31 protein-coding genes are annotated in these 23744 nt (G+C 61.0%); 16 read left to right on the forward strand and 15 right to left on the reverse strand.

Translation table 11 applies throughout. From position 1 onward, the window contains the following. Positions 1–336: 336 nt before the first annotated feature. The gene (locus QPK27_RS06965) at positions 337–729 is read left to right on the forward strand and encodes a hypothetical protein (protein ID WP_290417489.1); all 393 of its coding nucleotides are present in this window, start codon (positions 337–339) and stop codon (positions 727–729) included. Continuing rightward, positions 730–1344 carry a hypothetical protein gene (locus QPK27_RS06970; protein ID WP_290417490.1) on the forward strand — a complete coding sequence of 205 codons (615 nt, stop codon included), beginning with the start codon at positions 730–732 and terminating at the stop codon, positions 1342–1344. A 58-nt stretch (positions 1345–1402) separates the two neighbouring features. On the opposite strand, the gene QPK27_RS06975 is transcribed toward QPK27_RS06970, so the two are convergent. From QPK27_RS06975 to QPK27_RS07045, 15 genes are all read right to left on the reverse strand, one after another. Continuing rightward, positions 1403–1675, reverse strand: a complete 273-nt coding sequence (locus QPK27_RS06975) for a hypothetical protein (protein WP_290417491.1) — start codon at positions 1673–1675, stop codon at positions 1403–1405. A gap of 29 nt (positions 1676–1704) precedes the next feature. Further along, positions 1705–2292, reverse strand: coding sequence for a hypothetical protein (locus QPK27_RS06980; protein WP_290417492.1), 588 nt, complete (start codon positions 2290–2292; stop codon positions 1705–1707). Then, the gene (locus QPK27_RS06985; RefSeq protein WP_290417493.1) at positions 2292–3062 is read right to left on the reverse strand and encodes a hypothetical protein; all 771 of its coding nucleotides are present in this window, start codon (positions 3060–3062) and stop codon (positions 2292–2294) included. The genes QPK27_RS06980 and QPK27_RS06985 overlap by 1 nt, the downstream gene beginning before the upstream one ends. After that, on the reverse strand, positions 3059–3433 hold the full coding sequence (locus QPK27_RS06990; RefSeq protein ID WP_290417494.1) for a hypothetical protein: 375 nt from the start codon (positions 3431–3433) through the stop codon (positions 3059–3061). Before QPK27_RS06990 ends, QPK27_RS06985 begins: the two co-directional genes overlap by 4 nt. Next, positions 3430–3687, reverse strand: a complete 258-nt coding sequence (locus tag QPK27_RS06995; protein WP_290417495.1) for a hypothetical protein — start codon at positions 3685–3687, stop codon at positions 3430–3432. The genes QPK27_RS06990 and QPK27_RS06995 overlap by 4 nt, the downstream gene beginning before the upstream one ends. Beyond that, positions 3684–3878, reverse strand: a complete 195-nt coding sequence (locus QPK27_RS07000) for a hypothetical protein (protein ID WP_290417496.1) — start codon at positions 3876–3878, stop codon at positions 3684–3686. Before QPK27_RS07000 ends, QPK27_RS06995 begins: the two co-directional genes overlap by 4 nt. Continuing rightward, entirely contained in the window at positions 3875–4243 is a 369-nt protein-coding gene (locus tag QPK27_RS07005; RefSeq protein WP_290417497.1) for a DUF551 domain-containing protein, read from the reverse strand. Before QPK27_RS07005 ends, QPK27_RS07000 begins: the two co-directional genes overlap by 4 nt. Beyond that, positions 4240–5136 (reverse strand): recombination-associated protein RdgC, encoded by an 897-nt coding sequence (locus QPK27_RS07010; protein ID WP_290417693.1) that lies wholly within the window; start codon positions 5134–5136, stop codon positions 4240–4242. The genes QPK27_RS07005 and QPK27_RS07010 overlap by 4 nt, the downstream gene beginning before the upstream one ends. Continuing rightward, entirely contained in the window at positions 5136–5333 is a 198-nt protein-coding gene (locus QPK27_RS07015) for a hypothetical protein (protein WP_290417498.1), read from the reverse strand. Before QPK27_RS07015 ends, QPK27_RS07010 begins: the two co-directional genes overlap by 1 nt. A gap of 10 nt (positions 5334–5343) precedes the next feature. Then, positions 5344–6225: a ParB N-terminal domain-containing protein gene (locus tag QPK27_RS07020; RefSeq protein WP_290417499.1), complete on the reverse strand. Its 882-nt coding sequence runs from the start codon at positions 6223–6225 to the stop codon at positions 5344–5346. Between the two features lie 7 nt (positions 6226–6232). Next, positions 6233–6421, reverse strand: coding sequence for a hypothetical protein (locus tag QPK27_RS07025; RefSeq protein ID WP_290417500.1), 189 nt, complete (start codon positions 6419–6421; stop codon positions 6233–6235). Positions 6422–6523: 102 nt separating this feature from the next. Beyond that, positions 6524–6757: a hypothetical protein gene (locus QPK27_RS07030; RefSeq protein WP_290417501.1), complete on the reverse strand. Its 234-nt coding sequence runs from the start codon at positions 6755–6757 to the stop codon at positions 6524–6526. Next, positions 6754–6957, reverse strand: coding sequence for a hypothetical protein (locus tag QPK27_RS07035; protein WP_290417502.1), 204 nt, complete (start codon positions 6955–6957; stop codon positions 6754–6756). Before QPK27_RS07035 ends, QPK27_RS07030 begins: the two co-directional genes overlap by 4 nt. Positions 6958–7016: 59 nt before the next feature. Beyond that, positions 7017–7169 (reverse strand): hypothetical protein, encoded by a 153-nt coding sequence (locus QPK27_RS07040; protein ID WP_290417503.1) that lies wholly within the window; start codon positions 7167–7169, stop codon positions 7017–7019. A 515-nt stretch (positions 7170–7684) separates the two neighbouring features. Beyond that, positions 7685–8479 carry an XRE family transcriptional regulator gene (locus tag QPK27_RS07045; protein ID WP_290417504.1) on the reverse strand — a complete coding sequence of 265 codons (795 nt, stop codon included), beginning with the start codon at positions 8477–8479 and terminating at the stop codon, positions 7685–7687. Here QPK27_RS07045 and QPK27_RS25440 point away from each other — a divergent pair. From QPK27_RS25440 to QPK27_RS07110, 14 genes are all read left to right on the forward strand, one after another. Then, positions 8478–8705, forward strand: a complete 228-nt coding sequence (locus tag QPK27_RS25440; protein WP_374047023.1) for a helix-turn-helix domain-containing protein — start codon at positions 8478–8480, stop codon at positions 8703–8705. The two genes, QPK27_RS07045 and QPK27_RS25440, sit on opposite strands and share 2 nt — an antisense overlap. Before the next feature lie 221 nt (positions 8706–8926). Beyond that, the gene (locus tag QPK27_RS07050) at positions 8927–9403 is read left to right on the forward strand and encodes a YmfL family putative regulatory protein (RefSeq protein WP_290417505.1); all 477 of its coding nucleotides are present in this window, start codon (positions 8927–8929) and stop codon (positions 9401–9403) included. Next, on the forward strand, positions 9393–9557 hold the full coding sequence (locus QPK27_RS07055; protein ID WP_290417506.1) for a hypothetical protein: 165 nt from the start codon (positions 9393–9395) through the stop codon (positions 9555–9557). The genes QPK27_RS07050 and QPK27_RS07055 overlap by 11 nt, the downstream gene beginning before the upstream one ends. Next, positions 9544–12294, forward strand: coding sequence for a DUF5906 domain-containing protein (locus QPK27_RS07060; protein WP_290417507.1), 2751 nt, complete (start codon positions 9544–9546; stop codon positions 12292–12294). Before QPK27_RS07055 ends, QPK27_RS07060 begins: the two co-directional genes overlap by 14 nt. A 246-nt stretch (positions 12295–12540) precedes the next feature. Continuing rightward, on the forward strand, positions 12541–13293 hold the full coding sequence (locus tag QPK27_RS07065) for a hypothetical protein (RefSeq protein WP_290417508.1): 753 nt from the start codon (positions 12541–12543) through the stop codon (positions 13291–13293). Between the two features lie 133 nt (positions 13294–13426). After that, positions 13427–13996: a hypothetical protein gene (locus QPK27_RS07070; RefSeq protein WP_290417509.1), complete on the forward strand. Its 570-nt coding sequence runs from the start codon at positions 13427–13429 to the stop codon at positions 13994–13996. After that, on the forward strand, positions 13993–15990 hold the full coding sequence (locus QPK27_RS07075) for a phage terminase large subunit family protein (protein ID WP_290417510.1): 1998 nt from the start codon (positions 13993–13995) through the stop codon (positions 15988–15990). Before QPK27_RS07070 ends, QPK27_RS07075 begins: the two co-directional genes overlap by 4 nt. Beyond that, positions 15987–16280: a Mor transcription activator family protein gene (locus QPK27_RS07080; RefSeq protein WP_290417511.1), complete on the forward strand. Its 294-nt coding sequence runs from the start codon at positions 15987–15989 to the stop codon at positions 16278–16280. Before QPK27_RS07075 ends, QPK27_RS07080 begins: the two co-directional genes overlap by 4 nt. 47 nt (positions 16281–16327) lie before the next feature. Continuing rightward, on the forward strand, positions 16328–16540 hold the full coding sequence (locus tag QPK27_RS07085; protein ID WP_290417512.1) for a phage head-tail joining protein: 213 nt from the start codon (positions 16328–16330) through the stop codon (positions 16538–16540). Then, entirely contained in the window at positions 16540–18021 is a 1482-nt protein-coding gene (locus QPK27_RS07090; protein ID WP_290417513.1) for a phage portal protein, read from the forward strand. Before QPK27_RS07085 ends, QPK27_RS07090 begins: the two co-directional genes overlap by 1 nt. Then, a complete protein-coding gene (locus QPK27_RS07095; RefSeq protein WP_290417514.1) occupies positions 18021–21083 on the forward strand; it encodes a sialate O-acetylesterase in 3063 nt (1020 codons plus the stop codon). Before QPK27_RS07090 ends, QPK27_RS07095 begins: the two co-directional genes overlap by 1 nt. Further along, on the forward strand, positions 21083–21241 hold the full coding sequence (locus QPK27_RS07100; protein ID WP_290417515.1) for a hypothetical protein: 159 nt from the start codon (positions 21083–21085) through the stop codon (positions 21239–21241). The genes QPK27_RS07095 and QPK27_RS07100 overlap by 1 nt, the downstream gene beginning before the upstream one ends. 63 nt (positions 21242–21304) lie before the next feature. Then, positions 21305–23368, forward strand: a complete 2064-nt coding sequence (locus tag QPK27_RS07105; protein WP_290417516.1) for a prohead protease/major capsid protein fusion protein — start codon at positions 21305–21307, stop codon at positions 23366–23368. A 40-nt stretch (positions 23369–23408) separates the two neighbouring features. After that, positions 23409–23741 carry a DUF2190 family protein gene (locus tag QPK27_RS07110; RefSeq protein WP_290417517.1) on the forward strand — a complete coding sequence of 111 codons (333 nt, stop codon included), beginning with the start codon at positions 23409–23411 and terminating at the stop codon, positions 23739–23741. Positions 23742–23744: the final 3 nt, after the last annotated feature.

Below are 23744 nucleotides of genomic sequence, written 5' to 3' on the forward strand. Positions count from 1 at the left end.
AGCGGACGACTCGGCGCTAGCGCGGCTTTCGCATTTCGTTTTTACTGATTTAATAGAGGATATATCGGCGCGAGATGGATTTGCTTGAGCGCCAGGACAACAAAAAACCCGCGATGCCGAACAGCATGCGGGTTGATGTTGGTGCTAATGGGTGGTGCCTCCGGCCGGAATCAAATACTTATAATAATCAATAGCTTAGGAGTTATTTGCGTAATTTTTGAGTAATCGTGTTGCAAAGAGACCAGTTCCCTCAACTAACTAGCCAAACCTCGCAGGGAGCTCATGCTATCATGGCTGGCTCATCAGAATACTATCCTCATGTAGGGAGAGAGCAGCTTGAACAAGAACGAACTTGAGTTCGCGAAGCTTCGGTTGGGTGCTGAAAAATTTGGCAAAGTCTTGAATTTTTTTAAAGCACTCGCCACCTTAGGTACCATACTTGGCTGTATATACCTCATCTTTGATGCCTTGGTTCTGATGGCAAACGCTAACCCAGAGGGCATCAGCGCGATTGCTGAGGTCGTGAAGAATCTTGAAATTGGTAGTATCCTTGGCTATGTGGTAGCTGCTGGATGTGCCGGGGGATGGATGCTTGAGCGCAAGGGGAAGAAGCGTTTGCTTGTGGATTATGCAAACAGGCGTGCAACGCGAGAAGCTGGAGACGCTTACCACGAGTCAAGTGGTTTAACAGAGTCTGGCGACACGCCGTCGACCACGGAGGGTCCTTAAATGAATTTGTTTCTAATCGGCTTTAACGGTCTGTTACTTATACTGGTTTGGCGTTTTATTTTGCGGCGCAGTATTTTGGATACATATCGCGATCGATTGTTTGACCTGCGTGATCATCTCCGTGAAACGTTTGTAACTCGCGGATGGTCATTGGAGTCGCCTTTATATCGTCATCTAAGAAATTTGATAAATGGTTATCTTCGATTTACTGAATCATATTCATTTGGTGAATTTGTTTTCATGGAAATCAAAGTAAAAGAGACGCCTGCTTTGCAAGCTGCTCTCACTGCTAGAGTAGCGTCTAAGTTCGCGGCCGACAATGATGAGCAAAAAGCCTTTATTGCCGAATTCAGACGTGAAGCAGTGAGTGCCATGATGAGCTATATGATCGTAAGCTCAGGCCCTCTTTTATTGCTGGCAATTATGATGCTTCCAGTAGCTTTGGTGATGAGTGCCTGGTCTATGATCCGTAAAGCAGGGTACTCAATCTTTGGTAAAGCTATTGAGTTCAAAGGTCTTTGTAGCTCGTTGTGCCGTCTTGCAATTGCCATTGTAGCAAACAAGATGTTGGCGAAGGATTTTGTAGAGCAGTATTCTTATCGGCAGGCCAGTTAAAAGAAGTCGTAAAAAAAAGCCACTATTTAGTGGCTTTTTTTATGAGGTTATTCTCAGTTTAGTTTTTATCTTGATACCTGGATGCCCATTGAATTACTTCCTTAGCACGGTAAAGCGCATGCCCCCGTCCCGACCGGGTTGACGGTAAGCGGATTGCTTTAGGGAAGTCTGGCAGGCAAGCCATGCGCTCGCGCACAACTGACTCACTGCGCTTTAGGTACGTTGCGATGGTGGCGATATCCCATAAGTCGATTTCGATTGGCAGCGAGGGCCGCAGCTGTTTTGCCAGCTCGGCGGCCATCCGGGCGATGAAGTCGCTGTCGTTGTACATTGTCGGGCCTCCTGCGTTGGCTGCAGTGTTCATGCTGTGATGGCCTTCCTTACGTTGACGGGGTTTATCATGTCGGCCATAGCTGCGATCTGGCGCAAACGGGCGCGTTCTTCGGGTGTTCGCTCATGCTCTGGCTCGTCGTCGTCGCTCTCGGCTCTCGGGCCAAACAGGCGGTTTCGAACGATGAAAGCGCTTACGACCTTGTCAAATTCGTCGGCGAGCGCCTTGCTCATCAGTGCGAACAGGAATTCAACCTCGACGTGCTCGGTGGCCGAGAGTTGAACTGAAAGACTGGTCCGCACTCGCTTACGCTGTCGGTACGAAACGCTGCCGGAAAGCTGCGCAACCTTGCGGATGATTTGGAACATCAGTATCCGTTCGTGCTGGCCGGAGTAGTGCACCTCGACCCAGTTGCGAACTGGTGCTTCGTCCTCGATGTCGGCCATCGTGAGGTTGTGCCGGGCCAGGATGTTCTCCAGCATCGCCTGCGCAGCAGCCTGTTCGCCATCCACACCACGCTCAGCCAATGCTTTGATCTTGCCTATGCGGCGCATCAAGGCATTGCTGACGGTATTGGGGGCGGTTGGTGTAGTAGTCATGTGTGTTTCGTCTTTCATCAGGCGGTCAATTCTTGAAAGATCTGCTCCATGAGGTCAGCAGCCTTAGTGCTGATCCTCCCCCTCTTGTTTGGCGTGATCACCGGCGGCACGTCACCGATCTTCGCTGCGAGCTCAGTCAGCTTCTGCTCCACCTGGTGATGGGTATAGCCTTCTTCACGGAGTTTTTTGAGGAGCTTGATGGTCGGCTTCGCACATTCGAACTTCAGTTTGCCGTACAGGCGCTCAACCAAGTAGGCATTGCGGGCGGTCACAAGGTCACGGTCGAGCTGTAGCGCCGGGGTCCTGCTTTTGCTGCCGAGGCGAACAGCCAGATCCCGTCGTGTGTAGCCGTCGTCGATCAGTTCGTCGAGCATCTTCCAGGTCTGCTTGGCTGACACCAGCGCGCGATCGCCAGTTGCATCAGCAGTCACCGCTAAGACAGCCCGCTCCGTAGCCGCGCGTATGTTGGTCTTGCGTCCGGAAATGATGTCGGACAGCACAGTGTTACCCACATCGCTCGCTGCGGCGACGGAACGCCGCCCCACACCCAGAGCCGACAGCGCCTTTAAGTGAGCGCGTGCCTTGGTAGCTGGCACGATGCCGTTTCCTTCGCCAGCGGCGCGAGCTACTTTGCGTTTCGCCTCATATGCAGTATTGGCGCGACGGCAGGCGAAGCAGCGGCAGCCGCTCATGTAGCGCAGCCGATCGCCGTGGCCGCGCCCAGCGGCCAGCTCGGCCACAGGTCGCAACCCGCGCGCCGCGAGAGGATTGGTCGATACCTGGTTCATCGCACCCTCCATTCGCACGCTGGCTGTTCGCAGTAGGCCAGCACCTGGTCACCCTCACAGATTCGGAGCGCGGTCTTCTCGCTTCCGGCGGCCTTAAGAAGCGCTGCACTCGTCCACTTGACATCGCGTATGTGCCGTGACGCGAAGCTAAGAACATTGCGCCAGGCGCCGGAATCTTTGACCTGCAGTTTCAGAACGCTGGCGGTGTTGCTTGCGACGGGGTCCTCGGCGGCGCTGATGGGGGTTATCTCGACCAGGTTGTCGAACTGACGAAGTAGCGCGCCGCGGTACTGGCTCACCGATTGAAAAGTGCTCGCGAATACATCATCCGCGACCAGACTGCGTAGCGCCTCCAGGGTCATAGTGGTCATGCCGTTGTCCTTTCATGTGTTGCGTGTTTAATCTGAACTTCGCTACTGTCGATGCCATCTCTCTTGCCGGCTAGGTAGACCGTCATCGAGATGCCGCCGCCGTCACGGTTCATGCTCAGGCAGCTGATGAACTGGTTGAGGCCTTGGTAGAGGACCGGGCGTGCGCAGTGCATGGACTTAAGCAGCAGCAAGTGATGCCGGTAGCCTTGCTCGTCGAGCGGCCGGTCGTGTTCGATCACTACAGGGCCTGTCATGCTGCTTCCTTCACCTGCTTGGCAGCGATACGCACGCAGGCTACGCATGCGCCGTACTGCACCAACTGTTTCGCCGTCACCACCTTGCCGCATGCGCACCTCTTGCGGCGAAGCGAGACCGGCGGCTCGGCCACCGTGCGCTCGCGGTACAGGTCGGTGCTGACCCGGCTTGGAGTTCCCCAGCTACTCATGCTGCGCTCCTGACTGGGGGCAGTGGCATAGGCATCCAATCCGTAACGCGCTCACCGGTAATCGGCATCGCGTCGACGTAGCGCCAGATGTCGCCGTCGCGGTAGCCAGGCCAGACGTCATCGTCATTCAGTGCGAGCAGTACGAGCAAGGAGTCATCTGGCAGCCTGTCCTCTACAGCCGTCCACGACTTCTCGCGCTCTTGGCCCAACTGTTCGGCGGCTGTGTTAATTTCGGCGAGATGTTTTTTGAACAGTCTCTTTGCTTCTCGATGCGGTTTGCTCGAAGGGTGGCACGCCGTCTCTACCGCGTCGAGATGGGCTTGGTCGAGGCGGGCTGTGGCGGTGAGGATAGCTGCAGTATTCATGCTTTGGCTTCGCCTCCAAGTGCCCCTACAAGGTCGCCCAACATCTTCGCCATCTCACCCGTCATCAGCATGACGTCGTTGTCGAATCGCTCCTCATCGTTGTGGGTTGGGTTACCGCCTTCCTTGATCACGTCCAGCGGCTTGACGCCCTTGATCGCAAGGTCTTCGGTCAGAACGAAACTGATGCGATCGTTCCAGGTCATGGCCAGACGCGTGCACTGCTTGCCGGCGGCAATGTGGCGCCCAACGTCGTCTGGCTCCAGCGTGTGCTTGACGTAGCGGACCGCGGCGCGGCTCTCGCCGGTGGCGCGCAGTTCGGTGTCCTGGTCGATTGTGAAGCCGTACGGGGCTTCGTCCGCTTCCAGCCAGCCGGTCATCACGGTCACCGGCGACTTCTGCACACGCAGCGACTCCAGCGGCATCTTGTCCACGGCCTTGAGCAGGAGCTTGACGACGTCATCGGCCTTGGTCGGGCTGGTGGCATCGACCACCAGCCAGCCGTTGACCGGATCGATCCAGGTCCAGACGTTGCTGCGCAGGGTGAAGGCGCGCGGCAGCAGTTCGTCGGCCACGCGCTCCTTCAGGTCTTTCATTGCCTTCTTGCCTGGCGGGAAGCCTTGCTGCTCTTCCAGTTCGGCCGCCTTGGCCTTGGCCACCTGGTTGATGACCGATGCCGGCAGCAGTTTCTTTTCGGTGCCGAGCATGATCAGCATCTGCTTGTTCACGGTGTGCACCAGGCCGCCGTTCGGACGCGGCGCATCCCAGCCTTGGCGCAACAGTTCGTTGCTTTCGGAAGGCACGAAGCTTTGCGGCTTGAGCGCTTCTTCCAACTGCTGCGGCGTGAAATGCCAAGGCGCAGGCAGGCGGTATATCTGAAGATTTCGGAACCACATCACGCGGCCTCCACGTGCTGCAGCTCGTTGACAGGGACGCGCCATGGCGCGCCGTCGAGCGTTCCAGCGACGCGTACGAACGCAACCTTGGCGCCATTGCCGAGGTCAGTCTTGATGTCCTGGACGGTGCCGGTTTGGGGGCCGGCTTCGCTGTCGAACTTGACGCGCGAGCCGGTGCTGATGGTGGTCTGATCCATGATCATCCTTTCAGTTTGTGTTGTAGTTAGCTGCGTCCGTGAGCAGCGTGCGAAGGTCGTCGCTATGGGCAATCTCCTTCGGTACCCGGAAGGTCATCGTGTAGATTCGGTGTGTCTCTCCAGGGAATGGAATACCGTCCAGGTGTGCGTTTGCAATGAGCCACGCCGCCAAGAACTTGTCGTCCGGCCTGCGTGCGCGGCCAGCTCGTGCCAGCGCCTTTGGCGTGACCTTCTCCTTGCCCTCGGTCTGGGCTTGCTCGAGCCCTTCTTGGATGACCGCACCGGCCTTGCTACCGTGCTGCTTGACGGCCTTGAGCGCCGCCGTGCCGGAAATCTTCCCCGCGTTGACCAGCTGGTGCACGTCGCTGTTGGCCTCGCCGAGCAGGATCATGTCCTTGACGTGCTGAACGCTCTTGCCGCCGCGGTTCGCGATCTGCGTTTCAGTCCAGCCGAAGCCGATCAGCTTGCGGTACTGGACGCCGAGTTGCAGCGGCGTCAGCGCCAGGCCACCGGCGCTGGAAATCATGTGTGCGACGCGATCGGCATCGTTGCCACGGAAGTGGCGGACATCCAGCGACTTGATGTCGAAGCCCTTGGCGATCGCATCCAGCGCGGCGGCATGGCGATGGTGTCCGTCAACGATCAGGATGCGGCCGGCGTCAACGCGGACATCGAGCGCCGGGAACGTGGCGCCGTTGCGCAACGCGAGCGACATCTCGGCTACGTGGTCTGCGTTCAGCGGGCGAGCGTTGAAGCCTTCCTCAACCTCCAGTACGCGCGGATCGACCGCGAACGACGTCACCTTCGACACGGCTGGATTGTTCTTGTCCTCGGCCGCGACTTTCAGCGATACGAAATCGGCTTTCGGGGTGAGGCTGTTCGGGGTTGTCATCTTGTGGTCAATCCTGATCGTTGGCCTGCAGCTTCTTCACGTCGATCCGCGCGCGGCGCTGCATGTGCCGGCGGGCGACGGCCTCCAAGATGATCTTGAGGGCGGGGTGGGTGAGCATCTCGTCCAGGGCAGCGTCGGTGCGGAGCGCGCGGTGCGCGACTTCGAGGGCGGCGCGGTCTGGCGAGATGCGGTGCATGATCAGCTCCGGTGCATCCGGTGATGCCGCGCCAAGCGCATTGCAAGGAGGCGCGGCTTGCCGATGAATCGGTAGTAGCGGTAGAGGCTGAGGAAGCCCATGTCACGCCGCCTGGATCGACATCAGCGGGAATGCCGGCTCAATTCGGGTCGGCGCTGGGCAGTCCAGCAGGCCCCACAGCATCGCGTCGAGCTCGTGGTCGCCAAGGGACTCCATCGAGGCCGAGAGGCGCGCAACGAAGTTCGCCAGGCGGCGCTCTTCGTCGGCCGGAGCGTCCTTGGTGGCATTGGTAGCGCAGCGCTTGATCGCGTCGCGGAAGGCGGCTGCGGACATCATTGCGCGGCCTCTGCCTGGTGTTGTGACCAAATGACCTTGCCTTCATCCACACCGGCGTAAAAGGCGTCGCAGTCCACCGTGCCGGGCGCATAGGGACGAGAAAGTGTGGTGCTGGCGACGCGACTGGCAAGTAGGCTGAATACACCGAGCTTGTAGGGATAGCTGCGCGGATCGCGAGGGCGGTCGAATGCGTTCTTCATGAGTCGATCGACCAGGTCGTTGCCGGATTTCGGCCATACGGTTGGGACGCTAGCAGTGCTCATAACCAGAGCTCCCCCTTGACGGTGATGCCACAAGGGACGTCGCCAAACTGAGTTGCAGCCCGCTCGGCAGCTTCGCCGGCAGACAACGCTGGGATGACCATGGGGTGGTCGATGTGAGCAGTGCGGACGACTACGCGGTAGATTTTCATGTGCGCCTCATCAAGGTTGATGAGGCAATTATCGGAGTTCCGATCCACCAAGTCAATCGGATTTCCTATAAATTTGTTGCGGGATGAAAAAAAGCCCCGCATCGCGGGGCTGACTGTGGGGGTGAGAAGGGGTTATTCTGTAGGAGGAGGCAACTTCGAAACTGCCTCCTTGCGCTGGTCGGGTGGAAGCCTACATAAAGCTCTTGCAGTGTCCATAGTGATCCCTTTTGACTCTAGTACCCGATCAACTCTCCGTGACTGAGCAATGCAGTTTTCAAAGTTGGTTTGTCTAGTCGCGTTTGAAGACGGTTGCGTAGAACGACCAAGCGCCGCCATTCCTTCATCAAGATTTTTTCTAACTGCATTACCTATTTCGCACGACTCGGCAAGTAGCTCGGCCGCAGACATGTCCTTCATTTCTTGATAGTCAAGTGTCGCGCAAGAACTTGCGGCTACGATTCCTGGTGCCGCAGAAGCAAGTAGAAGGGATGTTGATATGATTTTTTTAAGCATAGTTAAAGTCTTCCAGTTACTACTCGACCAGGTTGATAGACCACCCTTCCAACAAGGCTGCACTGCCCACTTCTCACATTAACAGGCTCATGGTCTGGGTTTATCGAGTGAAGATACCATTGCCCGCCCCGGTAGAGAAGTTGCTTGATGCAAGGTTCGCCATTGAAATTCACAGCGTAGATCTCCCTGCTGATTGGCTTCACGTCTGATGTGTCGATAATGACGACGTCGTCTTCGAATAACATCGGTTCCATGCTCATTCCCCGGACACGTACTGCTAACAGGTTGCGTGGATCTAAACGTAAAGCGGTCAGAACAGTGCGTGGCATTTGCTCATGCCCGTCGCCATTCATGTCCGGTTCGGTGTCGAACTGTGCAACGCCAGCACGAAGACGTAGTCGGACGCGCGGCACCGCGACAGTATCCGGCTCGTCACCTACAACAACCCGTAACGCTCCTGGAAACAAGGAATTGTTCTCTATAAACGGCGCTTCATCTACTTGGCTCGGATGCTCGCCGTGCATTGTTCCTTTTCCTGTTTCTAGCCACAGAGCGTTTACGCCGAGCGCGGCAGCGAATGAGGCCACCATGGTCGTACCTTGGCTTTCGCCGGTCTCCAGCTCGGATAGTGATGCTTGACCCATCCCTACCTTTTGAGCCAGCGCCTTCTGGGTCAGCTTCGCTGCGCGGCGAGCCTCCCTAATTCGTGAACCTATAGACATACCGATATTATCGTGCGGCAAAGGTTCGGAATTCCGATTGACTTGATAAATCGGATTTCCTATAATCTCTTCCATGGACATTCCTCATACGATTTCGGGCCTTCGTAAGGCCGGGTTGACCCAAGCGCAAATCGGTAGCGCGGTGGGCCTTAAGCAAACGTCGATCAGCGACATGGAGGCGGGCAAGGCAGGAGTTAAGCGCCCGTCCTACGCGGTCGTCAGCGGCTTACAGCAGCTAGCACAGCTTCACGGGGTGGCAACTGAGCCAGCCTCGGAGTCGAGCGCTGAGCCCAGCTCGTAAGTCCACGTTACCCCTATTGGGGTGAAATTTGCTCGTAGCTTCAAGAGTGGGCCGCTCTGCACGTACACGGTCAATTCCATAGCCAAGGTGTCATCCCCGGCAGGGTGGTGAAACTTTCGTTCGGTCTCTAAGTTGCACATAGGAAATAGTTTGTTGGCAAGGTTGCACAAGGTTACTTGTGTTGAGCACTTTGCAACACCCAAGGAATGGAAGGAAACACTGTGGATTTGTTGTCCGCTTATCAAGAAATGATCAAGGTCCACGGGTGGAACGGCACAGCTGCTTCCATTAACCTGACCCGAACCGGTCTCGAGGCACGGGTGTATGAGGTCAAGGGCCAAGGCATGCGCGTTGAGACGGCGCTGTTGATCCAAGCTCTCTCCGGCACCACGCACTTCGCACAGGCGGTCGCGGCACAGTCGGGCGGCGTCTTCATCCAGTTGCCGGAAGGCGAGGGCGTCAGCGGTGAGCAGCTGCATGGCAAATTCCATGAGCTGTACACCGAGCTCGGGCGTCTGTCCGCGACCTATACCGAAGCGACCAAAGACGGCGAGATCGACCGCCGTGAGCGAGCCGACCTAGAGGAGATCGCTCAGGAAATGCACAAGACCATGCAAGAGCTTATGGCCTTGATGTTTCAGATTTACTGCCGGCCCACCACTGGGCCGGGCACCCAAAGCAAGACCGATGAATCCTGATACGCAAAAGACCCTGGTCAAACAGCCGCTGATCGAGGCCGAGCCATCGCCAGTCGAACGCAACAGCGAGGAAAAAGCGCGGATCCTGGCGCGCCTGCAGATCGGGCTGGCCCAGATCCGTGCAGCACAGGAGGTGAAGCATGCTGACGCGTGAACAAGTCATCGAGCAGATGGCGGCAGCTGGTCTGCCGGCGCTGCCGCAGGGCCATCCAGTCCTCGACGGCAAAGCGCACCGCTTCGGCCCGAAAAAGAAGGCATGGTACCTGCTCCGCGAATTGAAGTTGGACTCGGGACGGGAAGTGGTCACCGGGGCATTCGGCATCTGGCAAGGCCAGAACCCGAACTCGATCACGGTCAAGATGGATTGGGCCGGCGTCTCACCCGAGGAACGTGCCGAGGCAGAGCGCAAGCAAGCCGCATACGAGCGCGCCGAGGCGGAGCGCAAGCAACGCAAGGCCGAGATGGCGGCGAACCGCGGGCGCCAAGCCTGGGCGGCGGCAGCAGATAGTGATGAGCCCTCGGCCTACCTGGCACGCAAGCGGGTCGGTAGCGAGAAGACGCGTGTCGACGCCGACGGCGTGCTACTGGTCCCGGTGTACAAGTACGCCAATGGAACCGCCAATCTGGCAGGCCTGCAGCGCATCCAGCCAGACGGAGAGAAGCGGTTCAGCAGCGGCATCGACATGGTCGGAGGCGCTTGCCTGCTCGGTCGCACCAATGACGCCACGCTGATCGCGATCGGCGAGGGCTATGCCACGTGCGAGACGGTACGCATGGCGACCGAGTTCGACATGCCCGTCATGGTGGCCTTCAACGCCGGCAATTTGCTGCACGTGGCGAAGCAGCTGCGCGCCGACTTCCCGGATGCCCATCTGCTCCTGCTGGCCGACGACGACATGCGTCTCGTCGCGCGCCTGGGCGAGTTCCTGCTCAACGAATTCGACACCGAGTGGGTGCCGGTCGTCGACGGCAATGACGTCGAGCTGACGTCTGCCGGTGGTGACGTCGTGCACGTGCGCGCCACCTGGCGTGAAGACCAGACCGGGACGCCCTACATCGAAGCCGACATTCGCTCGGGCCGGCGCGTCCAGTTGACCAAGTTCGAAAACGCAGGCGTGTCGCGGTCGCGTGCCGCCGCGCGTGCGGTGGGTAATGCGTCGGTGGTGATCCCGGTGTTCGCGGCCCGAGCCGACGATAGCAAGGAATCGGACTTCAATGACCTGTACCTCGCCGAATCGCTCGACGTCGTACGCGAGCAGGTGTTGGCGGCGCGCTCCCGCGCCCTCACGGTTACCGAGGCCGTTAGCCAGGAACAGGCCGCCGGCGAACCGCCGGCATACCTCGACGACGCGCCGATACCGGATGGACCTCCAACGGACGAGCCGCAGGATGTCGAGGGCAGCATGCGCGTGCCGACGCTGGAAATTCTGCTGGCGCACTTCCAGCTGATCTATCCGACGACGGACGTGTGGGACAGCCGGCGCAAGCAGCGCCTAAAGAAGTCCGCGTTCACAGCTTGGGTCGGGAAGGAATTGGCGGCCAGCTGGGAGAAGGATCCTAAGCGGCGTACCATCCTGCGCGACTCCCTGCCTACCCTCGTTGGTGGCAAGGCAGTGGAGGGCAGCGGCAGCGGCGGCAAGCTGGGCGAGATGCTCGACAACCTCACGCTCCTCCGCGGGACCGAGACGGTATGGGACGCCATCGGCCAGCAGGTCATGTCGCTCGGCGCCGTGCGGGCCGACTATACGGCCGAGCTGACTGGGAAATGGCAGGAGCACGCCCAGCGAAAGACGATCGAGGCGCGCAACCTGGTGTTCGACCCTACGCAGCTGGCCGACCCAGTCAGCTGCGTGAACATCTTCCTGGGCTGGCCGCTCAAGCCGAAGCACAACCCGAAGCTGATCGAGCCGATCCTCGCGCTCCTTGCATCGCTGTGCGACGCCGAGGACCGGCCCGAGGAACACATGGAGTGGATCCTGCGCTGGCTGGCGTACCCGCTCCAGCACCCGGGCGCCAAGATGCAGACTGCGCTGCTGATGTTCGGCGAGAAGCAAGGTACCGGCAAGTCGCTGTTCTTCGAAGGCGTGATGCTGCCGATGTTCGGTGACTACGGCACGGTCGCCAGTCAACACCAGCTGGACTCGACCTTCACGTCCTGGCGCAGCAAGAAGCTGTTCGTGCTGTTCGAGGAGGTGCTCTCGCGCGATGACAAGTACAGCCACAACGGCACGCTCAAATACATGATCACCGGCAAGACGATGAACATCAACGAGAAGAACCTGCCGGCGCGCGACGAGCGCAACCACATGAACTCGGTGTTCCTGTCCAATGAGCCGCAGCCGATCCCGATCGAGCTGGAGGACCGGCGCTTCATGGTGATCGAGGCGCGACGCAAGCAGGACCCGGCCTTCTACGACCAGGTCAAGGATGCGATCGCGGCTGGCGCCATCGAGGCGTTCTACCACTTCCTGCTGAACCTGCCGCTGGACGACTTCAACGAGCACACCAAGCCGCCGATGACGCTGGCGAAGGAGCGCGTGATTGAGTTCGGCCTGGCCGGCTGGATGTCGTTCCACCGCGCCTGGAAGGATGGCTACCTGGATGCGCCGTACTGCTCATGCCTGTCGGAGGACCTGTACATCATCTACAAGCGCTGGTGCGACAAGGCGGGCGAGAAGCCGCTCACGCTGTGCAAGTTCGCCGGCCTGATCGGCGGGCGCGAGCACAAGGCCAAGAAGAGCGTGGCCGTCGACAGCAAGCACAAGAAGACCCGGATGGTGTTCGTGGTCGACAACGCCGATTTCCCGCACCCATTGGATGAGCAGATCGCCAAGTTCCGGGACTTGGGTAAGGTCCGTGCGGACCGCGCGTTGCAGGGTTACGCAGAGTAGCAATCAAACCCTGCAAGCCGGAAACCCGCATGAATAGTGAGTTCTAGCAGGGTAGGTAGGGTTTGCGGGGTTTTGCGCATGTAGGCGCGAAGTGATGTGGGATAAGTGGTGTTCTTTTTTTTTATAGCCATATGAAGAACAACCCTGCATGCCTGCATACCCTGCCAAGAAGTAGTATCCATGCGGGTTTCAGACTTGCAGGGTTTTAGAGACAGGCTGAAAAGCCAGCAATTCAAAGGTGAAGCGATGCGATTGAACTTCAGAACCGATTTTCCAGCAGCAGCAGAGCGCACCGTCGATCTGGGCCGTCGTGGCCCGATCGCCGCTGCAATCGCGCTGACGCGCACGGTGAAGGACGCCCAGGGCGCGATCAAGCAAGAGATGGGTTCGGTGTTCGATCGCCCAACGAATTACACCCTGAACGGTACCTTCATCAAGTCTGCGACCAAAGACAGCCTGGTGGCGCGCGTCTGGGTGAAGGACAACCCATTCGGCAAGGGCACGCCGGCGGATCGCTTCCTCGGGCCACAGATTTTCGGTGGGCAGCGCGGCCTGAAGGGCATGGAGCGGATGCTGCAGGCGAATGGCCTGATGCCGCAAGGCTGGTATGCCGTGCCGGGCGAGGGCGCCGACATCGACGCCAATGGCAACATGCGACGCGGTCAGATCCGCCAGATGCTGTCGCAGCTGAAGGTGCAGCAAGGCAGCGGCTACGAGTCGCGCGCCACGGGCAGCAAGCGTTCGAACCGCACCATCGCGCGCCAGGGCGTCACGTACTTCGCGCTTCCGAACGGGAACAAGGGCCTGGTGCCAGGCGTGTACGCGAAGCGCCGCTTCGCCCTGGGCACGGCGATCCGTCCGGTGCTGATCTTCGTGCAGGCGGTCGAGTACAAGAAGCGCCTGCCCTTCCATGAGGTCGGCCAGGCTACTGCGGAGGCGCGCTTCCCTGTCCACTTCGAGGCCGAGTTCAACCGCCCGCGGCCCGGCCCGGGGCGCTGATGCTCGGGGGCAACCCCTCCCCCCGGGGTTGGGTCCTTCCTGGGAGGGGGCTAGCAAGGGTAATTCAGGCCCCGTTATCGCACTAGCGGAACCCAAAAACATTTCCTGACAATTGACCTGACAACGAATCGATATGACGCAAAACCTGACAACCGTTGCCGAGTGGGCCAAGCTGGTGGGCATCTCGCGCCAGTCCGCGTACGAGGCGGTGACCAGGTGCGGGATCCCGGTGACCGACGGGAAGCTCGACCCGGACTACGCGACGCACCTGTACCAGAAACACACCCGGCCGCGCGCGAACAGCCAACGACCTGCCCCCATGGCAAATGAGGCGCCCGCCAGCACCCCGGCGGGTGCGGGAGGTGCGGAGTCCGAGGTCAAGCCGGCCAAGGTGCCAGGTTACGATACAAGCCGTGCGCGCCGGGAGGCTGCGGAGGCCGCGGCTGCCGAGATCAAGCTGGCCGAGATGTCCGGCCAGTTCCTGCTCAAGGCCGACGTCGACGCCGCCGTGTTCGAGGCGACGCGCGCGCTACGCGATGGGCTGATGAACTGCGCCCGCCGCATCGCAGCTGACGTGGCGCCGTTGCGTACCGCCGAGGAGTGCGAGGACGTGATCGAGCGCGAGATGCGCGCGCTGCTGGAGAGCATGGCGCATACGTTCGGCGAGCGCCTCGACGTGCAGCTTGAGGAGCATGCAGGATGATCGGCTTGACGCCATCCCGCGATGTTGTGCGGCCGGCGATCGCGCGCGGCCTGCTGCCCGACCCAAACATGACGGTCGACCAGTGGGCTGACCAGCACATGATCATCCCGAAGGAATCGGGCGCCAATGAATCGGGCAAGTACCGCACGGACCGCACGCCGCACGCACGCGAGGTGATGCTCGCACTGTCGGACAATCACCCGTGCAAGATCGTGGCGTTGAAGGGCGCGTCGCAGATGTTGAAGACTCAGGTGGGGCTCAACTGGTTCTGCTGCTCGGTGCACCAGTCGCCAGCGAACTTCCTGTGGATTCTGCCGACCGGCAAGCTGGCGAAGCGTACCAGCGCCCGCGTCAGCAAGACCATTGCTGCGGTGCCGCCGGTACGCGAGCGGGTGGCCGCACCGCGGGCGCGCGACTCGGTAAATACCCTGGACACCAAGGAGTACATCGGCGGCTCGCTGCACATCGTGACGGCCGGCGCTGCCGCCAACCTGTCCGAGATCCCGGCCCGCCGCGTGCTGTTCGACGAGGTCGACCGCGCCGACAACAACGTTAATGGCGAGGGTGACCCCGTAGCCCTGGCGAAGTCGCGCCAGACCACCTTCGAGCGCAACCGCAAGAGCTACTTCCCAAGCTCGCCGACCACGGTAGGGCGCTCGATCATCGAAGGCCTGTTCAAGCAAGGGACGCAGCGCGAGGCGCTGGCCGATTGCGTGCACTGCGACCACGCACAGCCGCTGGTGTTCGAGCGCCTGCAGGAAGACGACGAGGGCCGCGCATGCTATCCGTGCATCGACTGCGGCGCGATGATGTACGAGACCGACAAGAACCGCATGTTCGTACGCGGTGCGTGGTCGGCCGGCGTAGCTGGTGATGGCGAGACCGAGAGCTTCACGATCAGCGCGATGTTCGCGCCGTATGGCTGGTTGCCCTGGAAGGCGCTGCTGCTGGAGTACCGTGCGGCACGGGCCAAGCTTGACGAGGGCAGCGACGAGCTGATGATCGTGTTCTACAACACCCGCCTGGCGCGCTGCTGGGAACGGAAGAAGGAGCAGACCAAGGCGTCCGAGCTGAAGGCACGCGCAGGCGGCTACAAGCTCGGTACAGTGCCGATGGGTGGACTGCTGCTGACTGGCGCAGTCGACACCCAGATCGATCGCCTGGAGTTGAAGGTGGTGGCGTGGGGCGAGGGGATGGAAGATTGGATCGTCGACTTCCAGATCGTGCAGGGATCGCCGACCGAGCAGGCCACGTGGGACAAGCTCGACCTGCTGCTGAAAGGGAAGTACCGGCATGCGGGTGGTCGTGAGATCGGCATCGCAGCAACCTTCATCGACTCCGGTGGTGCTCATACCAACGAGGTGTACAACTTTACCCGCACCCGCCAGCACCGACACATTTATGCGATCAAGGGCGCATCGACCTCGAACAAGCCGATCCTTGCTGTCAAGCCCACGCTGGTCGACGTGAACTGGATGGGCAAGGTCATGCCGAACGGCGCCAAGATGTGGTTGATCGGTACCGACACGGCGAAGGACTACCTGGCTGGCCGCTACCACCTGGTCGACGGCCCCGGTGCGACCCACTTCCCGGAAGGGCTTCCCGACGAGTACTTCGACCAGTTGACCGCCGAGTACAGCATCACGGTCTGGAAGCGGGGCCGCAAGGTGCGTGTGTGGGAGAAGAAGAAGAACGACCGCAACGAGGCCGGTGACTTGATGGTCTACAACTTGGCCGCTGCTCACTACCTGGGTCTGCATAAGAAGACCGCCAGCCAGTGGCAGCTGGTGCGCGAGATCGTTGCCCCCGTAACTCCCGACTTGTTCAGCGAGTCACCTGCAGCAGAACAGCCTGGCGACGACACGGCCGTCTCCAGCAATCCGATTGCACCTGTAACACCTATCGCACCACTACAACCACAAGAACCATGGAAACCGAAACCGCAATCGAACCCAGCACCCCAACAGCGCCGGCCAGCCGGGAGACCGTGGTGACCACGGTGCTGCTAGACGATCCCGACCTGATCGATTCGATCTTCGCGTTCATCGCAATCGAGTTTCCAGAGCTAAAAGAGCGAGCGGGCGAACTCAAGCAGATGGCGAGGCGAGAGTTTGCTGGGATCGAGACCTACATCCCGCGCCGACCAAGAGCCGAGCGCGATCGGATCGTACAGGAAGTCATGCGTCTGTTCGACGGGCGCAACGCGACGGAAGTCGCGCGCCGACTGAATATCAGCAGGGCATCGGTCTACCGAATCATCAAGACCCCGGGCGGAAAGAAGTAATCTCAGTTTTCCGAGAAATGAGACAGCCAGCCCGCTACCGTGAGCGGATGGCTATCTCCCAATCAGACCTCGACGCTCTCGACCAGGCAATCGCTTCCGGCGTGACATCGGTGACCTTTGATGGTCGCACCGTGAACTACCAGAGCACAGCGGCCCTCATGGAGGCGCGACAGCATACTTTCCAAGTGCTCAACGGCAGTCTGCAGAATCGCGGGCCGCGTCTCTTCAGGTTCGGCTTCACCACCAGCCGGGGCGATTGATGCGCAACTTCATCGACCGCATCATCGGATTCGTCAACCCGCATGCCGGCATCGCCCGGCATTTCGCACGTCAGCAGCTGCAGCGCGCCTACGAGGCCGCAAGCCCACGTGACCCATGGCGCCCTCGACGTGCCGGCGCAAGTGCCAACGCTGACCACCAGGCCGACGCGAAGACCCTGCGCAACAAAGCGCGCGCACTGGTACAGAACGTTCCCTATATCTGGGCGGGCCTGGATGGACTGGTCGCGGCTACGGTAGGCGAAGGTATCCTCCCACGTCCGACCGGGCCGGAAAAGGACAAGCTCAGCAAGCTGCTTAAGCGCTGGATGAAAGTCTGCGATGCCGACGGCAGGTACGATTTCTTCGGGTTGACCAAAGCTGCGTACTGGGCGATGGAGCAAGACGGCGAAGTGCTGGTACGCTTGCGCACCCGCCGTGCTACCGACGGACTGCCGGTTCCGCTGCAGCTGCAGCTGTTGGAGATCGACTGGCTTGACAGTGCTCGTTCGGGCACGCTCAACGGCAACCAGATTGTCAACGGCATCGAGTACGACATGCTCGGTGCGGTTGCCGCTTACTACCTGTGGGATCAACACCCGGGCGACATCGCCGTTGCGCGGGGGCGGTCGCAGAGCCAGCGCGTGCCGGCCAATCAGATCATCCACCTGTTCAATCCCGCTCGCCCTGGTCAGGGCCGGGGCTTCTCGCGTTTGGCACCGGTGATCGCGCGCGTGCGCGACCTGCAGCTGTACGAAGATGCCGAGATCGCGCGCAAGAACCTGGAAAGCCGCCTGTCGGTGCTGGCGAGCGGCGACATGAATGCCATGGAAAATCCCGCGGCTATGGGCGGCGGCGGAGAAGCACCGGGCGGCGGCGTCCGCGACCTGGGAGAACTCGGGGGCGGCAACATCTTCGGCATGCCGAACGGTATGAACTTCACCGTCGTCGAGCCGAAGGCGGCGCCTGGCTACGTCGAGTACGTCAAATTCGCTTTGCACCTGATAGCGGCAGGCATGGGTGTGCCATACCACTTGCTGACCGGTGACATGAGCGCGGTCAACTACAGCAGCGCGCGCGTGCGGATCCTCGACTTCCGCCGCGCGGTCGGCCAGATGCAGTGGGTCACGCTGATTCCGAAACTGCTCATTCCGCTCTACCAGGCATTTGTCCAGCATGCCTGGTTGGCGGGACTGATCAAGACTCTGGACATGGAGGTGGAGTTCAGTGTGCCGAAATGGGACTACGTGAATCCCGAGCAGGATGTGAAAGCCGACTTGGCCGAGATCAGCGGCGGCCTGTCCAGTTTCAGCGAAAAGCTGCGGCAACGCGGCTATGACCCGAAGGTCGTGGCCGAGGAACTCGCTAAGGACATCAAGCTGTATCGTGAGCTTGGCATACTTGACGTGATGTTGTTCATGCAGCGCGGCAATATGCCTACGGGCAGCAGCGCCGAGGGTTCCGGTTCAAGCAAGGAATCCTGATGCAAAAGTTCGACCGCTCGGCGGGCAACCAGTCCATCAGCACGCCTGACCACGTGCTGCTCGTGTTTCCGAATGGCGACTGGATCCTGGCCTTCATCGTCGGTTTCGACGGTGTTGTTACTGGGAACATTACGCAGTACCTTTTCTCGTCTGGTGCTTTTGCAGCGGCTGGTTCGCTGAATGTCGTGTTCTACGCTGATGGCGTTTCCGGCACTACGCTGCGCGGTCGCATCGCCGTCTATGCCGACACGCTGTCCAACGCCAACGCGCCGGCGCTCCTGAGCACGACGCAGTTCTCTGGCGGGCGCCATCTGGTCGTCATTCAACGTAGCGGCGGCGCTCAGTCGCCCCAGGCGACCCTGTACACCTGCCCGACCCTGGCCTCCACGCCGATCGACGACAGCGCCGTGATCACGGAAGCGACGACGACCAACGCCGCGATTCTGAAAGAGCTGAACGGCAGCGGCTTCATGTTCGGCTCGCGTGTGGACAATACGACCGACCGCAAGAGCGATCAATCGGTGTCGAGGATGCTTCGCGCTAATCTGGCGATCACGAAGTTCGAGATCGCCCAGCTCGCGGCCGGCAAGGAAATCTTCGACCTCGGCTACACGCCGGTCGTGTACGTGCGCGCAAGTGACGTCGACGACATCGCGGACCGCGGTCCGAATTCGCTCCCGTTCACGCTGGCCGGCACCCCCACTACGAGCGCGGAGCCCACGTTTGCCTATAGGGCAGGCGTCAGCGAGCCGCCGGCAGTAACCGACGCGGTTACCGTCAGCAATGCCGAGCCGCTGCAGGTGGTGCCGTCTACCGGCACTGGCGCGACGGTGACATTCACCGGCGCGCTAAGCGGCACGCAGGCCACCTCGGTCGAGGTGCGCATGATCGCTCCAGACGGCGCGCTTGGCAGCTGGGTGGCGCTGCAGTCGGCGACTATCGGCGCGACTGCATACAGCGGCGCCCGTGCAGTGCCAGACGGTGGGCCGTACCGCTTCCAGGCTCGTACGAAGAGTGGCAGCGTGGTGCTGGCGGAAAGCCAGTATTCGACTGCCAAGATCCTCGTCGGCGACGCCTGGATCAACTGCGGATCGTCGAGCTCGGATTACCTGTTCACAGACAAAAGCGGCACCGGCTTCACGGTGGCGCCCGATACCGCGGTGATGAGCGGCACCGCGCCTGCCTGGTCGGCAATGAGCAGCACCGGTGCGGCAACCCGCATGGCGGACGAGCTGGCGGCCGTGGCCGGCAAGCCAATCGCATGGCTCAACTACGGCGTGGCCGGAACCACGCTGCGCACTTGGCTGGACCCGAACAGCACGCACCGCAAGAATCTGGCGCGAGCCATCGCGGCCGTTAAAGGGAAGATTTTCGGCGCGTACATCACGGTAGGGGCGAACGACGCCTACCAAGGCTGGATCGCGTCGAGCAAGGCGCACGAAGCCGACATGCAGAAGCTGATCGAAGACCTGCGGACGGAGACCGGTAACCCAGACCTCAAAGTCGTGTGGGTCGGCTCGCCGCCTCGGCCTTCGCTCAATCCTGTGCAAGCCGATCGGCTGCGCCAGGCTGAAAGCAGGATCGGCAACTATCCGGGCGTGGTGCAGGTGCAGGTTCTGCAGTTCGCGCCGGCGTCGGACAATGTGCATCTGGCGCCGAGCCTCGACGGCTATGCCGCTTGCGGCACGATGGCGATGCATCAGGCTGGTCGCGCCTTCTACCTCGGGGAAGATCCGAGGATGGTGCGCGGCCCGGCGCTGGCGGCGATGACGTACACCGGCACCAAGGTGCGCTGCGTGGTTACCACGCGGGACGGGACAAGCTTCAATCCTGCTGCGCCTGGCGGCTTCACCGTCCAGAACAAGCAACCGGACGACAGCTACGTGACCCTGAGCGGAATTTCCGCGCACCGAGTCAACGCCAGCCTGATCGAGATCGAGTGCGGCGTGACGCTGGTCGAGCCGATCGTGAAGTATCTGTCCGGGTCGGCGCCGAGCGTGACCAACGCTGTTTACAGCAACGGCGCGCTGCCGCTGCCGATGACGGTGGAAACCGAAATGGTCGTGACGCAGGCCGCCGCCGCGCCAGACACTACGGCGCCGGTGATGAACGGTGCAATCAGCATCACCAACATCACCACGAGCGGTGCGACGCTGGCCTTCCAGGCGGCGACGGACGACGTCGGGGTGGCGGGCTACGAGTACAGCATCAACGCTGGCGCGAGCTACGTGAATGCTGGGCTGTCGCGGTCGTTCGCTGTTTCGAGCCTGACCGCCGGCACGACGTACCAGGTGCGTGTGCGCGCTTACGACGCCGCCGGCAACCGCTCGGCACCGCTGTCGGACAGCTTCAAAACGCTGGACATCCAGCCGCCGGTGGAAATAGTCATAGACGCCAGCAAGATCCCGGCCAGCCGCAAGGTCGTGTTCCCTGGCGGCACGCGGGTCATCCCGTTCGGCACGAAGCCGAACGCGATAGTGCCGGACGCCCCCTACTACCGCGACGGGAAGTGGTGGGTCGATAAGGTCCCCGAGGACGAGCGCTACTATGTCGCCGATATCAGCATTGATCTTGCTGAGATGGGCACGACGGCCAGGGAAGTGGAAGCGTTCGTGGCCGGCGTCAAGGTGCTCGAGCAACCGGTCATCCAGGGATCGCGGATACCGGTGAAGCTGGGCGGCTTCGACGAGCTGCGCGGTGCGCTGAACTTCTGCACGTTCCGGGTGACCCTCGCGAATGGCGAACAGATTGACCGCACGGTCTGGTTCGGCAAGGTCGACCTGCAGTGGGTGCTGGAGAAAGACCCCGAGGATAAGCGCTTTTACGTGGCTGACGTCGGTAACGACCTGGCGGATAGCATGACCACCGTCACCGACGTAACTGCGTCGCCAGTTGGGGTCGTGGAGTTGATCAAGCCACAGATGCAGGGAAGCCTGGCGTTGATCAAACTGGGAGGGATGGACACGTCAGCCGATCCCTTGAATTACTGCAGGTTGCGCTTTGACTGTGCAAACGGTGAAGTCTTCCACCGGACTATTCACTTCACTCAAGTAGATAACTAATGATCGACGCAACTCAATTGCCGCGCCTGCCAAAAAAGACAGTGGCTGATGAAAGTGAGCCTGTCACCCCGGTGGCAGTAGACCAGGCTCCGCAAGAGCAGGTAAAGAAGATGGAGCTGAAAGCAGGCCGCTACTACGCGGTAACCAAAGAAAAATAGGTTGAGCAAAATCTGTCTCAGTTTTCCGAGAATTGAGACAGTGCAATACGTAGAGTGGGGTGCATGACGACCCCCACCATTCCGCAAACCCGTTCAGCCGGTGACCCGCGCAACATGCCCTCGCTCTCGCGTGAGGCGCAGCTGGTGCCGACCACTTACAACGAAGCCGACAACACCGTCGAGGTGGTGTGGACTACCGGCTCGCGCGTCCGCCGTTATGACTGGTGGACCGATAAGCCATACGAAGAAGAGCTGGCTGTCACGCCGGAAGCCGTCGACATGGCGCGCTTCGAGGCCGGCACCGTCCAGGTCATCGACAGCCACCGAATTCATGGCGGCGTCCAGTCGATCATCGGCATCGCACTCCGTGGCAGCATCGCCAACGGCGAAGGCCGCGCGACCTTGCGGCTTTCGACTCGTCCGGAAATGGCGGGCATCGTCGCCGACATCAAGGCAGGCATCATCCGCTCGATCTCGTTCGGCTACAACGTCATGACCTTCGAGATCACCCGCGCTATCGACCGTACCGACGGCGTGAACATGGACCTCTACCGCGCTGTGCGGTGGCAGCCGTTCGAAATCAGTTTCGTCACCGTGCCGGCCGATGCCGACGCCAGCACGCGCAGCGCGCCGGCCAACGGCGTGCCGTGCGATTTCATCACCCGGGCGCCCGCCCAATCCGCTCCATCCAACCAGGAAGACAACATGACCATCGCTACCCAGACGGGCGCCCAGAACCCCGCGCCTGTTGCCACCACTCGCGCAGCTGATCCAGCTCCTGCACCGGCCGCAGCACCAGCGACGCCGCCCGCTGCTGACGATGCCGCCACGCGCGCTGCGCAGGAAGCGGCAATCCGCGCCGCCGACATCACCGAGATGTGCGCGCGCCACAATGTCAGCGGCCTGGCAGCTGGCCTGATTCGCAGCGGTAACTCGCTCGACCAGGCGCGCAGCGCCGTGCTGGACGAGCTGGCGCGCAACGATGCCGCTCAGGGCGGCCATAACAACGTCCGCATCCAAGTGGTCGGCAGCGAGCACGCAGTGCGCATGGCCGGTCTCGAAGAGGCGATCATGCACCGCGTCCATGCCGGCACCAAGCTGACCGACAACGGCCGCCAGTATCGCGGCCTGAGCATCATGGAACTCGGCCGCGACTTCCTGGAATCGCATGGCGTGTCGACCCGCGGCATGGATCGTATGACGCTCGCCACCCGGATCCTGCACTTCCGCTCGGCCGCTCACGGCACCAGCGACTTCGCGACGCTGTTCGCAAACGTCGCGAACAAGCGCATGCGCGATGCGTACCAGGAAAACCTCGGCACCTATACCCAGTGGGCACGCCGCGCGCCGAACGCGCCGGACTTCAAGAACATCAGCATCGTGCAGCTGTCGGGCGCACCAGACCTGCTGAAGACCAATGAAGCTGGTGAATTCCAGTACGGCAAGATGACCGACGCGGGTGTCTCGTATGCCTTGGTCACCTACGGCCGCATGGTCTCGCTGACCCGTGCAGCCATTATCAACGACGACCTGCGCGCTTTCGAGCGCCTGGTGACCGCGTTTGGCGCCAGTTCCAGCCGCCTGGAAAACCGTCTGGTGTACAGCCAGCTGACCGGCAATCCGATGATGGGCGATGGCAAGGAGCTGTTCCACGCGGACCACAAGAACATGGCTACCGGCACTGCTTCCGCGCTGCAGCTGGGCACCTTGAAAGCCGGCCGCACTGCGATGCGCCTGCAGAAAGGCCTGCAGGGCGAAGAGCTGAACCTGGCGCCGAACTTCCTGATCGTGCCGGCATCGCTGGAACAGGACGCCTACCAGCTGACCAGCGCGAATTACGTGCCTGCCAAGCAGGGCGATGTGAACGAATTCCGTGCAGGCGGTCGCACCGCGGTCGAGCCGATCGTCGAGCCAATCCTGGACGGCGCGAGCGACACCAGCTGGTACCTGGCAAGCAACAACAGCCAGGTCGACACCGTCGAGTACTGCTACCTGGACGGCGCGGAAGGTCCGGTCATCGAAAGCGAGACCGGCTTCGAAACCGACGGCGTCACCTGGAAATGCCGCCTGGACTTCGCCGCCAAAGCGGTCGACCACCGCGGCCTGTACCAGGGCGTTGGCAAGTAAGCCGCGCGCCCTCACCCCATCCATCACAGGGAACAAGAGCATGAAGAACTTCATCCAGCCCGGTCAGACCGTGACCGTCATCGCCCCGGCGAACCTGATCAGCGGCCAGGGCGTACTGGTCGGCGCGCTGTTCGGCGTTGCCACGAACGATGCGCTGCAGGGCGCGCCGGTCGAGATCTGCCGTACCGGTGTCTTCGCGCTGTCCGCGGTTGCTGCCGACACCGGCGCGATCGGCGACAAGGCGTACTGGGACAACACCGCCCGCCGTATCACCAAGACCGCCACCAACAACACGTTGGTCGGCGCGCTGACCGCGGCGAAGAGCGGTACCGACAGCGCGGCTACCGTGCTGCTCGACGGCGTCATCCGCTAAGCG

Source organism: Massilia sp. YIM B02443 (assembly GCF_030411955.1).
Lineage (GTDB): Bacteria > Pseudomonadota > Gammaproteobacteria > Burkholderiales > Burkholderiaceae_D > Telluria.